The 14683-nt window shown below is 43.0% G+C and carries 13 protein-coding genes; 2 read left to right on the forward strand and 11 right to left on the reverse strand.

What is annotated here, in order from left to right; all coding sequences use genetic code 11:
* Nucleotides 1-260 precede the first annotated feature (260 nt).
* Nucleotides 261-1709 carry an alpha-amylase gene (locus SORDD25_RS02205; protein ID WP_061852460.1) on the forward strand — a complete coding sequence of 483 codons (1449 nt, stop codon included), beginning with the start codon at nucleotides 261-263 and terminating at the stop codon, nucleotides 1707-1709.
* A gap of 87 nt (nucleotides 1710-1796) precedes the next feature.
* Here SORDD25_RS02205 and alaS read toward each other — a convergent pair whose 3' ends face one another.
* From alaS to budA, 9 genes are all read right to left on the reverse strand, one after another.
* Entirely contained in the window at nucleotides 1797-4415 is a 2619-nt protein-coding gene (gene alaS / locus SORDD25_RS02210; protein WP_061852461.1) for an alanine--tRNA ligase, read from the reverse strand.
* A 20-nt stretch (nucleotides 4416-4435) separates the two neighbouring features.
* Complete coding sequence (locus tag SORDD25_RS02215; protein WP_061852462.1) at nucleotides 4436-4921, reverse strand: LURP-one-related/scramblase family protein; 486 nt, start codon at nucleotides 4919-4921, stop codon at nucleotides 4436-4438.
* A 257-nt stretch (nucleotides 4922-5178) separates the two neighbouring features.
* Nucleotides 5179-6249, reverse strand: a complete 1071-nt coding sequence (locus tag SORDD25_RS02220) for an ABC transporter substrate-binding protein (protein WP_061852463.1) — start codon at nucleotides 6247-6249, stop codon at nucleotides 5179-5181.
* Nucleotides 6246-7019 carry an ABC transporter permease gene (locus SORDD25_RS02225; RefSeq protein WP_049485117.1) on the reverse strand — a complete coding sequence of 258 codons (774 nt, stop codon included), beginning with the start codon at nucleotides 7017-7019 and terminating at the stop codon, nucleotides 6246-6248. Before SORDD25_RS02225 ends, SORDD25_RS02220 begins: the two co-directional genes overlap by 4 nt.
* Nucleotides 7016-7822: an ABC transporter permease gene (locus tag SORDD25_RS02230; RefSeq protein WP_061852464.1), complete on the reverse strand. Its 807-nt coding sequence runs from the start codon at nucleotides 7820-7822 to the stop codon at nucleotides 7016-7018. The genes SORDD25_RS02225 and SORDD25_RS02230 overlap by 4 nt, the downstream gene beginning before the upstream one ends.
* Nucleotides 7803-8960: an ABC transporter ATP-binding protein gene (locus tag SORDD25_RS02235; RefSeq protein WP_000742901.1), complete on the reverse strand. Its 1158-nt coding sequence runs from the start codon at nucleotides 8958-8960 to the stop codon at nucleotides 7803-7805. Before SORDD25_RS02235 ends, SORDD25_RS02230 begins: the two co-directional genes overlap by 20 nt.
* A 139-nt stretch (nucleotides 8961-9099) precedes the next feature.
* On the reverse strand, nucleotides 9100-10005 hold the full coding sequence (gene murB / locus SORDD25_RS02240) for a UDP-N-acetylmuramate dehydrogenase (protein WP_061852465.1): 906 nt from the start codon (nucleotides 10003-10005) through the stop codon (nucleotides 9100-9102).
* A gap of 110 nt (nucleotides 10006-10115) precedes the next feature.
* Nucleotides 10116-10871, reverse strand: a complete 756-nt coding sequence (locus SORDD25_RS02245; RefSeq protein ID WP_061852466.1) for a YhfC family intramembrane metalloprotease — start codon at nucleotides 10869-10871, stop codon at nucleotides 10116-10118.
* 9 nt (nucleotides 10872-10880) lie between these two features.
* Complete coding sequence (budA, locus tag SORDD25_RS02250) at nucleotides 10881-11612, reverse strand: acetolactate decarboxylase (RefSeq protein ID WP_061852467.1); 732 nt, start codon at nucleotides 11610-11612, stop codon at nucleotides 10881-10883.
* Nucleotides 11613-11756: 144 nt separating this feature from the next.
* Here budA and SORDD25_RS02255 point away from each other — a divergent pair, with 144 nt between their 5' ends.
* Complete coding sequence (locus SORDD25_RS02255) at nucleotides 11757-13028, forward strand: aminotransferase-like domain-containing protein (RefSeq protein ID WP_061852468.1); 1272 nt, start codon at nucleotides 11757-11759, stop codon at nucleotides 13026-13028.
* A 19-nt stretch (nucleotides 13029-13047) separates the two neighbouring features.
* Here SORDD25_RS02255 and SORDD25_RS02260 read toward each other — a convergent pair whose 3' ends face one another.
* Both SORDD25_RS02260 and phoU read right to left on the reverse strand, forming a co-directional pair.
* Nucleotides 13048-13863, reverse strand: coding sequence for an ABC transporter substrate-binding protein (locus SORDD25_RS02260; protein ID WP_061852469.1), 816 nt, complete (start codon nucleotides 13861-13863; stop codon nucleotides 13048-13050).
* 157 nt (nucleotides 13864-14020) lie between these two features.
* A complete protein-coding gene (gene phoU, locus SORDD25_RS02265) occupies nucleotides 14021-14674 on the reverse strand; it encodes a phosphate signaling complex protein PhoU (RefSeq protein ID WP_000946469.1) in 654 nt (217 codons plus the stop codon).
* Nucleotides 14675-14683: the final 9 nt, after the last annotated feature.

Here is a 14683-nt window from a genome sequence, read left to right on the forward strand (position 1 = left end):
AGCAAATTTTGTGACAATTCTCAAAAAAGAAACCGTTTAACCAGTTGTACTTTAGTTTACTGAGTGTCATTTTTGTTAAAATAAGTATATGCCATTTACTTTTTCACCAAAATATCCTTTCCCTTGTGATGGAAGGAGAGTTTCCACGCGCTAAAAATAGACAAAAACAGAAATGAGTATAGAATCTTGCGCAAACGTTTGCCTAGTTCTAAACTTTATGGTAGAATAAAACACAACATTGATAAGCAAGAGGAAAAACAATGCAAAATCAGACACTTATGCAATACTTTGAATGGTATCTGCCACACGACGGCCAACACTGGGCTCGACTAACAAATGACGCAGAGCACCTAGCAAACCTTGGTATCAGCCATGTCTGGATGCCACCTGCCTTCAAGGCAACCAACGAAAAAGATGTCGGCTATGGTGTTTACGATCTTTTTGACCTAGGCGAATTTCATCAAAAAGGGACTGTCCGTACCAAGTATGGGTTTAAAGAAGACTATCTTCAAGCCATTCAAACCCTAAAGGCACAGGGAATTCAACCTATGGCCGATGTGGTGCTCAATCACAAGGCTGCTGCCGATCATATGGAAGCCTTTCAGGTTATTGAAGTGGACCCTGAGGATCGTACCCTTCAACTAAGCGAGCCCTTTACTATCAATGGTTGGACTCACTTTACTTTCGATGGCCGCCAAGACACCTACAATGACTTCCACTGGCACTGGTACCACTTCACAGGTACAGACTACGATGCCAAGCGCCGTAAGTCTGGCATTTACCTGATCCAGGGAGACAATAAAGGTTGGGCCAACGAGGAATTGGTCGATAACGAAAACGGTAACTACGACTACCTCATGTATGCTGACCTAGACTTTAAGCATCCTGAAGTCATCCAAAATCTCTATGACTGGGCTGACTGGTTCATGGAAACGACTGGTGTAGCTGGTTTCCGTTTGGATGCCGTTAAGCACATTGACTCCTTCTTTATGGGCAATTTCATCCGTGATATGAAGGAAAAATACGGAGAAGATTTCTATGTTTTTGGGGAATTTTGGAACCCTGACAAGGAAGCCAATCTAGACTATCTCGAGAAAACAGAAGAACGCTTTGACCTTGTTGATGTTCGTCTCCACCAGAATCTCTTTGAAGCTAGTCAGGCTGGAGCAAGCTACGACCTTCGTGGCATTTTCACAGATAGCTTGGTTGAACTAAAGCCTGACAAGGCTGTCACTTTCGTTGACAACCACGATACCCAAAGAGGTCAAGCCCTCGAATCGACTGTTGAAGAATGGTTCAAGCCAGCAGCCTATGCCCTTATTCTATTACGCCAAGATGGGCTTCCATGTGTCTTTTACGGAGACTATTACGGTATCTCAGGGCAATTTGCTCAACAAGATTTCAGAGAAGTTCTTGGTCGTCTCCTAGCCATCCGAAAAGACAGAGCCTATGGAGAGCAAACAGACTACTTTGACGATGCTAACTGTATTGGATGGGTCCGTTCAGGCGCTGAACATCAATCCCCAATCGCTGTCCTTATCTCAAATGACCAAGAAAACAGCAAATATATGTTTATTGGCCAAGAATGGGCTGGCCAAACCTTTGTTGACCTCCTTGAAAACCATCCAGCACAAGTTACAATCAATGCTGACGGTTATGGAGAATTCCCAGTAGCGGCGGGTTCAGTCAGTGTCTGGGCAACAAAATAAACCTATCAGTTATAAGTCAAATCCAACCGGATTTGGCTTTTTTGTATGCGCAAAAAGACCTACCCAAATGGATAGATCTTTATTGTCTTATAATTTACCTGCTACTGCATCCAAGAGTTCTTGGATTTTCGCTTGGTTGCTTCCTCCTGCCATGGCCATGTCTGGTTTACCACCACCACGTCCATCAACGATTGGAGCCAATTCTTTGACAAGGTTTCCTGCATGCACATCCTTTGTCTTGCTAGCTACAAGAGCATTGACTTTGTCACCGATAGCTGCGACAAGAACAAGCACATCAGAGTAGTCTTTTTGTTTCCAGTTATCTGCAAAGGTGCGAAGGGCACCTGCGTCGGATACAGAAACTTGGCTTGCAATGTAACGGTGACCGTTGACTTCCTTCACATCCTTGAAGACATCAGCTGCAGCTGCAGCTGCGGCTTTTTCTTTCAATTCTGCATTTTCTTTTTGAAGCTGACGAAGTTGTTCTTGAAGTCCTTCAACCTTATGAGGAACTTCCTTGAGTTGAGGTGCTTTCAAGGTTGCTGCGACGGCTTTCAAAGCGTCTTCTTGTTCGCGATAGGCTTCAAAGGCTTCCTTACCAGTCACTGCCAAGATACGGCGGGTACCTGAACCGATTCCTTCTTCTTTGACAATCTTGAAGAGACCAATCTCAGAAGTGTTACCAACGTGGGTACCACCACAGAGTTCCACAGAGTAGTCACCGATAGTCACTACACGGACTTCCTTGCCATACTTCTCACCAAAGAGGGCCATAGCTCCCATTTCTTTAGCAGTGTCAATATCTGTCTCAACAGTCTTAACTGCAATTGCTTCCCAGATTTTTTCGTTGACTTGCTGTTCAATGGCACGCAATTCCTCAGCAGTCACTGCTTGGAAGTGAGTAAAGTCAAAGCGGAGAAATTCTACCTCATTAAGTGAACCTGCTTGAGTTGCGTGGCTACCAAGGATATTGTGAAGAGCCGCATGGAGCAAGTGAGTTGCTGTGTGGTTTTTCATGACACGGTGACGACGATTGGTATCAATTGCCAAGGTGTATTCTGCATTCAAATTAAGTGGAGAATGGACTTCAACCGTATGTAGTGGCTGGCCATTTGGTGCTTTTTGAACATCTGTCACTGTAGCCACGATGTTTCCAGTAGCATCCAAGATTTGACCGTGGTCAGCTACTTGTCCACCCATTTCCGCGTAGAATGGTGTTTCAGCAAAGATGAGAGAGGCAGTTCCTTCAGATACAGATTCTACTTCTGCATTGTCCGCTACGATAGCCACCAACTTAGAAGGCAATTGACTAGCATTGTAGTTAAAGACGCTCTCCACTGTGATGTTTTGTAGGGTTTCATTTTGCATACCCATTGAGCCACCCTTGACAGCTGACGCACGCGCACGCTCTTGCTGCTCTTTCATGGCTACTTCAAAACCTTCACGATCTACAGTCATACCGGCTTCTTCAGCGATTTCTTCTGTCAATTCAACTGGGAATCCATATGTATCGTAGAGTTTGAAGACATCTGAACCAGCGATAACGCTTTGTCCTCTCGCTTTCAAGTCAGATACAATGGTTTCCGCAAAGTGTTGACCTGAGTGAAGGGTACGAGCAAATGACTCTTCTTCGCTCTTAACAATTTTTTCGATAAAGTCACGTTTTTCAAGCACTTCTGGGTAGTAGCTTTCCATGATTTTTCCAACAGTTGGAACGAGTTTGTAAAGGAAAGGCTCGTTGATTCCCAATTTTTGACCATGCATAGAAGCACGACGGAGAAGGCGGCGAAGGACATAACCACGGCCTTCATTTCCTGGAAGGGCACCATCACCGATGGCAAATGAAAGAGAACGAATATGGTCCGCAATGACCTTAAAGCTCATGTTATCGCCATCTTGGTCGTAGACCTTACCTGACAATTTCTCAACTTCACGGATAATCGGCATGAAGAGGTCCGTTTCAAAGTTTGTCTTAGCCCCTTGGATAACAGCCACCAAACGCTCCAAACCAGCGCCCGTATCAATGTTCTTGTGTGGCAATTCTTTGTATTCGCTACGAGGAACAGCAGGATCAGCGTTAAATTGTGACAAAACGATATTCCAGATTTCGATGTAACGGTCGTTTTCGATATCTTCTGCAAGCAGACGAAGACCAATATTTTCTGGGTCAAATGCTTCTCCACGGTCAAAGAAGATTTCTGTATCAGGTCCAGAAGGTCCAGCACCGATTTCCCAGAAGTTGTCTTCGATTGGGATCAAGTGGCTTGGGTCCACTCCTACTTCAATCCAGCGGTTATAAGAATCCTTATCGTCTGGATAGTAGGTCATGTAGAGTTTTTCAGCTGGGAAATCAAACCATTCAGGACTTGTCAAAAGTTCATAAGCCCAAGTGATAGCCTCGTCACGGAAGTAATCCCCGATAGAGAAGTTGCCCAACATTTCAAACATGGTATGGTGACGCGCAGTCTTCCCTACGTTTTCGATGTCATTAGTACGGATGGCTTTTTGCGCATTGGTAATACGCGGATTTTCAGGGATGATGGTTCCGTCAAAGTATTTCTTAAGAGTTGCTACCCCAGAGTTAATCCACAAAAGAGTTGGGTCATTTACAGGAACCAAGCTGACTGATGGTTCTACAGAGTGACCTTTGCTTGCCCAGAAATCAAGCCACATTTGGCGAACTTGAGCACTAGATAGTTGTTTCATAATATCTCCTTATTACTTGTTTAATTTGATTGGCTTTCCAGCATCTCCACATAGTCAATCGCGACACAGAGGGAAATGACTAGGTCTGCATAAGAGTCTTCATAGACGGTTACGGTGTAAGTTGAGGTCAAATGGAAAATCTCTTTCCGAATTTCGGCAATCACTTGGTCGCGGTCATCCAGCAATTTGAAATTCAAATCCCAGATATTGCCCTCGATACGAAGCCCTAGATCATCAAACTCATACTTATCTCGAAAGAAGGTCAACTTCTTACGAATGACGAAATTGGAACCGTTTCGTAACTGGATAGTAAAGCGAGGAAGCAAGGTGAAAAATTCTTTACTAATCTCACTTACTTGCTCACCATAGGCGTCATAGATGGTAAAGGTCTTAGGAATTTGGAAGAAAGAGCCCTCTACCTGATAATTTACTACTCCTCTATCATCTTTAATATCGAAGCGTTCGCCTCCAAGACGAAATTTTTGTTTGACTAGAAATGTTCTCATATACACCTCCAAAAAGCAAAAGACAAGTCCATATCACGAAGGGCGAAAAACCGCGGTACCACCTTCATTCAATGAACTTGTCATTCTCTTGTTCTTATGCAATTGTGTGATTGAGTAGCATGATTTTCTACCTTAGATGGCTCGCAGCACCGCCATTTCTCTGAACTAAGATAACTGAAAATCAATTCTCAACTTTCTTATTATATCGTTTTTTGGGTTCTGCGTCAACTGGAAAAGCTGACAAGAAAGCATATCTCCTATTTCCGATACATTTTAAACTGTAGGAAGAGGTCACTATATTTTCCTGTCCATTTATGGTCAAACTTCTCATAAACTTCTAGGTGTTTCATGGTATCAGCGTCTGGATAGAAGGACTTGTCTTCTTTGGTCTCCTCTGGGAGCAGTTCCTTGGCTGTGTTATTTGGTGTTGCATAGCCGACATACTCCGCATTTTTCAGAGCATTGTCGGGTTTCAACATAAAGTTGATAAAGGCGTAGGCTGCATCTTGGTTTTTCACAGTTTTTGGAATGACCATGTTATCAAACCAGAGATTGCTGGCCTCAGTCGGAACAACATATTTGAGGTTAGGATTTTTCTCCAACATCTGGCTGGCTTCCCCTGAGAAGGTCACACCGATAGCCGCATTGTTCTGAATCATGTAACCCTTCATCTCGTCCGCCACAATGGCCTTGATATTTGGAGTCAGTTTGTAGAGCTTATCCACCGTCTCTTCCAGCTGCTGAGGATCCTTGGAGTTGAGACTGTAACCGAGTGAGTTAAGCCCGAGTCCCAGCACCTCACGCGCCCCATCAAAGAGCATGATAGAATTCTTATATTCTGGCTTCCAGAGGTCATCCCAATGCTCAGGTGCTTCTTCTACCATGGTTTCATTGTAGACGATTCCCAAGGTACCCCAGAAATATGGGATAGAGTACTGGTTATTTGGGTCAAAAGACTGATTAAGAAATTCTGGACCAATATTCTCAATTCCCTCAATTTTACTATAATCCAGTGGAACTAAAAGGTCTTCGTCCTTCATCTTGTTAATCATGTACTCACTTGGGATGGCAATATCATAGGTTGTTCCACCCTGCTTGATCTTGGTATACATGGCTTCGTTAGAGTCAAAGGTCTCGTACTGGACTTGGATCCCTGTTTCTTCTGTGAATTTCTCCAAAAGTTCTGGATCAATGTAGTCTCCCCAGTTGTAGATAACCAGTTTTTGGCTATCTCGACTGTTGATTTTACTATCTAGATGAGACGCAATCCCCCACAAGACAAGGATAATCGCTACAATTCCCGCTAAAAATGAATAGAGTTTTTTCATGCTTGCTCCTCCTTCTCACGTGAGATAAAGTAATAGCCAACAACCAGGATAATACTAAAGAGAAAGACAAGGGCAGAGAGGGCATTGATTTCTAGCGAAATCCCCTTACGAGCACGAGAGTAAATCTCGACTGACAGGGTTGAAAAGCCATTTCCCGTTACAAAGAAGGTCACGGCAAAGTCATCCAGCGAATAGGTGAAGGCCATGAAATAACCTGCAATGATAGACGGTGTCAGATAAGGGAGCATGATTTCTTTAAACATCTGAAACTGGCTGGCACCTAGGTCATAAGCCGCGTGAATCATATCATCATTCATTTCCTTGAGACGAGGTAAGACCATCAAGACCACAATAGGGATGGAAAAGGCCACGTGACTAGATAGAACCGTCAAAAATCCAAGTGAAAACTTAAGCTGGGTAAAGAGAATCAAGAAGCTGGCACCAATCATAACGTCAGGCGCAACCATCAAAATATTATTAAGAGATAGAAAGGCTTCTTGGTATTTCTTACGAGACTGATAGATATAGATGGCACCGAAAGTCCCGATAACTGTCGCAATTAAGGCTGATAGAAAGGCCAAGAAAAAGGTTTGAGTGAGGATCAACATGAGACGACCATCACCAAACATGGTTTGAAAATGACTCAAACTAAAACCAGTAAAGCTGTTCATATCATCGCCAGCATTAAAGGCATAGCCAATCAAGTAAAAAATTGGTAAATAAAGGATGATAAAAACAAAGGCTAGGTAGAGATTGGCAAATTTTTTCATCGTTCTCTCCTTTCCTTGGTCACCCACATGGTGAGAAACATGGTCAGGATAAGAATCACACCGATGGTTGAACCCATACCGTAGTTGTCATTTGTCAGGAAGTTCTGCTCAATGGCTGTCCCCAAGGTGATAACACGGTTCCCACCAATTAAACGTGTCAGCATGAAGAGGCTCAAGCTGGGGATAAAGACGGACTGTACTCCACTTCTCACCCCATTCATAGACAGAGGGAAGATGACGTGGCGGAAGGTTTCCCACTTGGTCGCACCGAGGTCGTAGCTGGCATTGATGAGATTGTTGTCCATATCGTCCAAAACATTGAAGATAGGCAAAATCATAAAGGGAAGCTCGATATAGCTTGCGACAAAAATAAAGGAGAAATCAGTAAAGAGCAACTGCTGTGAACCGATTCCGATAAATTCCAAGAATTGGTTAATGGAGCCATTCTGACCAAAAATACCGATAAAGGCATAAGCCTTAAGGAGCAAATTAATCCATGTCGGCAGGATAATCAGCATGAGCCAGAGTTGACGGTGCTTGAGACGAGTCAAAAAGAGGGCTGTCGGATAGCTGATGAAAAGCGTTACTATGGTCACAATCCCCGCATAGAGCACAGAGTTGAAGCTCATTTTAAGGTAGGTCAAGTTTTGTGACGCAAAGTAAGATTTATAGTTTTCTAAACTAAACTGCCCTTCAATGTTGAAAAAGGATTGTCCGAAAATCAAGACCAAGGGTGCGAGGACAAAGAGGGCAATCCAAAGCATGTAGGGCACTACAAAGAGTTTAGAGGTTGTTTTCTTCATCTCTTTCCTCCTCGATCGCGTTAATCAGACCTGCTTCTTGCTCTTCGATTTCTACGTATTCTTCAATACGAGCATCGAACTCTTCTTCGGTTTCGTTGAGACGCATAATGTGGATATCTTCTGGTTCAAAGTCCAGACCGATTTCCTCACCCACAATGGCCTTACGAGTTGAGTGGATCATCCATTCATTACCGAGTTCGTCATAGGCGATAATCTCGTAGTGAACCCCACGAAAAAGCTGGGTATCAACTTTAACTTGGAGCTTGCCTTCTTCAGGAAGGGTAATGCGCAAATCCTCTGGACGAATGACAACCTCAACAGGCTCATTTGGCTTCATCCCACCATCGACCGCTTCAAAGCGTTTGCCGTTAAACTCGACCAAGTAGTCCTCAATCATGGTTCCTGGCAAGATATTTGACTCACCGATAAAGGTCGCAACAAAATGGTTGATTGGCTCATCGTAGATATCAACAGGTGTTCCAGATTGAACAATCTCGCCATCGTTCATAACGAAAATCCAGTCACTCATGGCGAGAGCTTCTTCCTGATCGTGAGTGACAAAGACAAAGGTGATTCCCAATCGTTGTTGCAGTTCACGCAGTTCGTACTGCATGTCTGTTCGCAATTTCAAGTCCAGCGCTGACAAAGGTTCATCCAACAAGACCACACGGGGTTGGTTGATGATGGCACGGGCAATGGCTACACGCTGACGTTGTCCTCCAGAGAGTTTACGGATGGAACGTTTTTCATAACCTTCCAACTGAACCATCTTGAGAACTTCTGCTACGCGTTGTTCGATTTCTTTCTTGTCGATTTTACGCAAGCGGAGGGGAAAGGCAACATTTTCAAACACATTCATATGTGGAAACAAGGCATAGGATTGAAAGACGGTATGAACATCACGTTTATTGGTTGGGATATCATTGATCCGCACCCCATCCAGTAAAATATCCCCTGTCGTCGCATCCAGTAAACCTGCAATGATGTTTAGGATGGTTGATTTTCCTGAACCAGATGCGCCTAAAAGAGTGTAGAACTTCCCTTCTTCCAACTCAAAGTTAATGTCTTTGAGAACCTTGGTGTTGCTGTCTTCAAAAACTTTAGAGACGTTTTTGAATTCAATGATTGGTTTTTTCAATTCCTCTAAATTCCTTCTTCTTCGTAAATTAACAGATTGGGACCTTGTTAGAATGCTAGACACAAGCGTAGGAAATAAATTGACCTAAACCTCATTTAGCGATAAAATCCCAATCTTTGAATGCTATGTAAAAATAATGTTATTCGTGTTCACCCAAGATACGAACTTCTCGCTCTAAGGTAACACCTGAATGTTCTTTAACTTTTTCAATGACAGACTCAATTAAGTCTTCATAATCTCTTGCAGTCCCATCGGCTACATTAATCATAAAGCCTGCATGTTTTTCTGAGACTTCGACACCACCGATACGGTAGCCCTTCAAACCAGCTTCTGAAATCAATTGTCCTGCAAAATGCCCGACTGGACGCTTAAAGACTGAACCACAAGATGGGTATTCTAATGGTTGTTTGAGTTCACGTAGGTGCGTCAAGCGATCCATCTCTTGCTTGATAACTTGATGATTTCCTGGGGCTAGGGCAAATTTAGCTGACAAGACAATGGCCCCAGAATCCTGAATAGCTGAATGGCGGTAACCAAAAGCCAAGTCCTTGACTGACAAGGTCTCGATTTCCCCTTCCTTGGTCAAAATTTGACAAGACTGCAAGATGTGAGCAATCTCTCCTCCATAAGCACCCGCATTCATAAAGACAGCTCCGCCGATGCTTCCAGGAATCCCACAAGCAAACTCAAAACCAGTCAAACTATGACGAAGGGCAATACGTGTCGTTTCGATCAAGTTGGCTCCTGCTTCTGCTTCGATGGTATAGCCATCAACCGAAACGTTATTAAGCTTATCGCACAAGATGACAAAACCACGGATTCCACCTTCACGAACGATGATATTGCTGGCATTCCCAAGCACCATCCAGGGAATATTCTCTTGATTGGCAAATTGGACGACACGGGCCATCTCATAGCGATTGCGTGGCAAAACTAGATAATCCGCTCGACCTCCAACCTTGGTATAGGTATAGGTCTTCAAGGGTTCCTTAAAACGAATATCGATTCCTTCTAGGATTTCAAGCATTTTTTCTTTTACTGACATGTCACTCTTCCTTTTTCAAAATTCATTCCATTATACCATTTTTAGAGACATTTGACGACCATAAAAAGAGCTTGTTTTATCTTTACATAAAAAAAGAGGTGAACCTCTTTTTATGATGATTTTTTCCAAAATGTAGATTTTGTTAGCCAGACAAAGACTAGAAGTTCTACGAAAAGAATGAACTCAACTAGAAGCGGATTTGCAATCCAGCCTACCTGAGATAAGGCTGGAGCCAAGTCAAACAAGGCATGCAAACCATAGGCAGCAAGGAGGTAGATCCATTTCTTTTGACGAACACTTTGATAGACCCAGATAGAGAGACCAATTTGCAGAATCAGAGCAAGCACACGCTCAACTCCTAGTAAATAAACCTGCCAAACCGATAGAGACTGGACCGTTTCGAGTGTAGACTTTGGAAGGAGATTGGCTACATCAGTATTTGAAGACTGGATGAGCGAAAAGAGAATCAACAAACTGATCAAGCTCCCCATTCCGAGATAGAGCATCTCCAAACCCCCATGTCCCAAGCCATAAGCCAAAGCGTCTTTCTCTTCTACACTTCTCTTTTTCTCCAACCATTTAAAAAAGGCAAGACGAGCTGTTTCCTCAAAGAGGGCAGCCATGGCGATTCCATAAAGGACGTATAAGAAAGGCTGCTCCTGCATGAGCGGAATGGTTCCATCTTTTTGCGGATGGAGTATCAGAAGGTGAACCATCTTCTCTAACACTTGAGAAGAAACAAAAAATGCGATTGCCCCCAAGCCCATCACTGCAAGAGAGATTTTAAACCGTTTTTTGGCATACCAAGTTCCACTTACTAGAATGAGAACCAAAGCGATCATGGTGAGGATAATATGTACTGTCATCTTTTTCTCCTATTCTGACTTATCAATATCTTTCTTCATCTCGTCAACGTTAAATTTGGCAAATAAATACTGGCGATCTTGGACTGGAAAACGTTGATCCAACTGGTCGACTGCCCCAACCTCGATCATTCCTTCTTTGATAACAAAGTCCATCACATGCCCACCAAAGGTCAAGTCATCTGAGATAAAATGCAAATGGTAGCCTGCAACACTCACCCCATGGAAAATTTCCGGTGTCCAAAATCCAACAATAGTTCCCGATACATTTTCACGGCTATATTCAGGTTGGTGGGTGGCAACCTCAGCAAACTTGGTGTCTGTTGTTGACTTGGGGATCATCCGCACATGCATTTGTGAAAATTCGCCATGAATCTTGATGGAACGAAAGAGATTTTCCCCATCATAGTAGGACTCAATTCGTTTTTCCAATTCCTTGTCTGTCATCTCAAAGCGCTGACGAAAAATCACTTCTGCCTGATGAGGAACCACTGCCGCATAGGGAATAAGAGCATCCGCTGCCACCTCAACGATTTCAGGCGTTTGACCAGATCCCTTGGCTTGATAAGCCTTGCCATCAAGGACAATCAACTCCCCATCAATCGAATCCAATGTTCCCAAGCCGAGGTCACCATGTTCCAGCAATTCTCCTACTGTCATGGTTCCACCATAGAGACCTGCCATTAGGGCACCTAGAGTATTGTATTGAAATAATTTAACCGGTTCCTGCACTTTTCTATCCATTCTCTTTCTTATCTTCTGTTCAATGAATCATCATACTTTCTAAGTATACCATATTTGCTCCTAGTTGTGAAAGGGGGAATGCTTTTCCCATTGCCAAGTAGGCAAAAAAAAGGTACAATGTAACAAAATCAACGGAGGTCTGGAATGAAGAAAGAAAGTAAATACCAAGCAGTCGTTTCCTTTCTCAAAAAAGGTATCGAATCAGGAAAATTTCCAACAGGTAGCCGACTTCCCTCTATCCGTCAACTGAGTCAAGACTTCCACTGTAGCAAGGACACTATCCAACGAGCCCTGCTGGAATTACGCCATGAACAATACCTCTATGCCAAACCCCAAAGTGGCTACTATGTTCTAGAACAAGGACAGCACCAAGACTTGGAAATCGAAGTCACTGACGAACATGCCAGTGCCTATGACGACTTCCGACTCTGCGTCAACGAAACCCTGATAGGCCGAGAAAACTATCTCTTCAACTACTATGACAACCAAGAAGGCCTTGAGGAACTCAGACAATCTGTCCATCAACTCCTCTTTGACCAAGCCCTCTACTGTAAACCCGACCAACTGGTTCTAACATCTGGCACCCAGCAAGCTCTCTTTATCCTTTCTCAGATTAACTTTCCGAGCGAGGGAGCTGAGATTTTGGTCGAACAGCCGACCTATCACCGAATGAACCGCCTCTTGGTCGCTCAAGGATTAGCCTACCAGACCATTGAACGCCGTATTGATGGCATTGACCTTGAAGAACTGGAAAAACAATTCGAATCTGGGAAAATCAAGTTTTTCTATACCATTCCTCGCTTCCACTATCCCCTAGGTCATTCCTACTCTGATCAGGAAAAAAGGGTCATTCTGGATCTAGCAAACCAGTATGGTGTATATATCGTTGAGGATGATTATCTAGGTGACTTAGACTCTAAAAAGGGACAAACCTTCCACTATCTGGATACTGAGGATCGGGTCATTTATATCAAGTCCTTCTCAACCAGTCTCTTTCCAGCCCTTCGTATTACCGCCCTCATTCTCCCAAATGCTCTAAAAGAGGCCTTTGTTTCCTACAAAAATATCCTGGACTATGACAGCAATCTCATCATGCAAAAGGCTCTTTCTCTTTATATCGATAGCCAGTTATTTGAAAAAAATCGACTGGCCCGCCTTAGCCTTCAAGAGAACTATCAGGCTCAGATAAAGAAAGTGCTTGAAGAAAACACCTGTCCCTTGCCCCACTATCCTCTACACGATGGCCTTCTCCTTGATTTGAGAAACTATCCTAAAATTGCCAGTCTGAAACACAGCTCACTCAAACTAGACTTTTTTGAGAAGGCTTATTTGGATGCCTGTCCTTATCAGTTCGCCAAAGTCACTCTTGAAAATCTAGAAGAGCTATTAGAATACATAAAAGCAGAATTGGATTAAAGTCCAACTCTGCTTTTTCTTATTGTTCAACTTCTGTTAGTTTCGCTGCTTTTTCTAGATAGGTTTGATAGGTTCCGTCATCTTTCAGTTTTTGGATAACCTTATCGACTACTGCTTTCAAGTCTGATTGATTCTTCTTGATGGCAACGGCATTGGCTTCGCCATCTTTCATCGTCAAAGTAGCTGTCGCAACGACAAGGTCGGAGTTTTTACCAGCGTAACTAAGAGCCACTGGTTCATCCATATGAACAGCATCCACTTTTCCAGCCTGCAATTCATTGACTGCTTCTCCCATATTGGTCAAGGATGTCAACTGGGCATTTGGCAATTGTTCCTTGACCATGGTTTCTGGCACAGTTCCCTTTTGAGCTGCGATATTGGCACTTGCGAGGCTTGTTAGGTCCTTGTATTTATCTAAATCAGCTTTTCTAACCAAGAAGCTCATTTTGTTTTCATAGTAAGGGATTGAAAAGTCAAAGACTTCCTTTCTCTCATCTGTTGCACTAATTCCTGCAATAGCCAAGTCAGCCTTTCCAGTTTGAAGACTGGTCAAGACATTGTCAAAACTCATGCTAGAGATTTCAAGTTTAACCCCAAGCTCATCTGCAATCGCTTGAGCCATATCAATATCTGCACCAACCACTTGGTTTTTACCCTCTACCAAGGCTTGGAATTCAAATGGTGCATAGTCTGGGCTGGTCGCCACAACTAGCTTCCCTTTTTGTTTGATAGCGTCCACAGCAGAATGGGAACTATCAGTACCTGACTGACAAGCTACTAAAACCACACTGGCAAGCATACTACACACAACTAATATCCATTTCTTATATTTCATAAATAAACGACCTTTCTGTTAATTCTGAATAATTATAACTCTTTTAAAAATAGTTGTCAACCCTTTTAGAGATTTTGATTGTAAAACAATTCTTTTCATAAAAAAGAAGACTGATTTATTTTAATCAGCCTTTTCTTCTGTATATTTAAACCGTTTCTTATAGTTCGACAATCTTACCTGTTTCAAAGTAAACAACCCATTCACAGATATTTTTTGCGTAGTCTCCGATACGTTCCAAGAAAGAAATGACCTGGAAGTAATCACGGCCTGTAACGATAGCTTCAGGATTTTTCCTAATTTCTTCTGTAGCCAAATCTCGGATGCTATCAAAGTAATGGTTGATTTTTTCATCCATAGCCGCTACTTCGTAGGCTTGATCCACAGAACCGTTGAGATAGAGATCTAGGGCTGCTTCGACGAAGTTTTTCACGTCGCGTCCCATCTTTTTGATTTCTTCTTCAACAGAAGGGATACGTTGCTCCCCCTTCATACGAATAGTCGCCTCAGCGATAGACACTGCATGATCTCCCATGCGTTCCACGTCTGACACTGCCTTGAGAACGGTCAAGACGGTACGAAGGTCTTGCGAAACAGGTTGTTGGAGGGCAATCATTTCAAATGATTTCTTTTCCAACTTCACTTCATATTCATTTACTTCTGCATCGTCTTCGATGACTTCTTTTGCCAAATCACGGTCATGCGTAACAAAGGCACGCACTGTACGATTGATCTGCGAGAGCACTTCTTGTCCCATAGCATAGAACTGGTTGTGCAATTTCTCCAAATCTTCTTCAAATTGAGATCGTAACATCATTCAACT

It is taken from the genome of Streptococcus oralis (assembly GCF_001579525.1).
GTDB lineage: Bacteria > Bacillota > Bacilli > Lactobacillales > Streptococcaceae > Streptococcus > Streptococcus oralis_M.

Coding starts and splice junctions, on each gene's coding strand:
- SORDD25_RS02205 (WP_061852460.1), top strand. CDS start 261: ATGCAAAATCAGACACTTATGCAATACTTTGAATGGTATCTGCCACAC.
- alaS (WP_061852461.1), bottom strand. CDS start 4,415: ATGAAACAACTATCTAGTGCTCAAGTTCGCCAAATGTGGCTTGATTTC.
- SORDD25_RS02215 (WP_061852462.1), bottom strand. CDS start 4,921: ATGAGAACATTTCTAGTCAAACAAAAATTTCGTCTTGGAGGCGAACGC.
- SORDD25_RS02220 (WP_061852463.1), bottom strand. CDS start 6,249: ATGAAAAAACTCTATTCATTTTTAGCGGGAATTGTAGCGATTATCCTT.
- SORDD25_RS02225 (WP_049485117.1), bottom strand. CDS start 7,019: ATGAAAAAATTTGCCAATCTCTACCTAGCCTTTGTTTTTATCATCCTT.
- SORDD25_RS02230 (WP_061852464.1), bottom strand. CDS start 7,822: ATGAAGAAAACAACCTCTAAACTCTTTGTAGTGCCCTACATGCTTTGG.
- murB (WP_061852465.1), bottom strand. CDS start 10,005: ATGTCAGTAAAAGAAAAAATGCTTGAAATCCTAGAAGGAATCGATATT.
- SORDD25_RS02245 (WP_061852466.1), bottom strand. CDS start 10,871: ATGACAGTACATATTATCCTCACCATGATCGCTTTGGTTCTCATTCTA.
- budA (WP_061852467.1), bottom strand. CDS start 11,612: ATGGATAGAAAAGTGCAGGAACCGGTTAAATTATTTCAATACAATACT.
- SORDD25_RS02255 (WP_061852468.1), top strand. CDS start 11,757: ATGAAGAAAGAAAGTAAATACCAAGCAGTCGTTTCCTTTCTCAAAAAA.
- SORDD25_RS02260 (WP_061852469.1), bottom strand. CDS start 13,863: ATGAAATATAAGAAATGGATATTAGTTGTGTGTAGTATGCTTGCCAGT.
- phoU (WP_000946469.1), bottom strand. CDS start 14,674: ATGTTACGATCTCAATTTGAAGAAGATTTGGAGAAATTGCACAACCAG.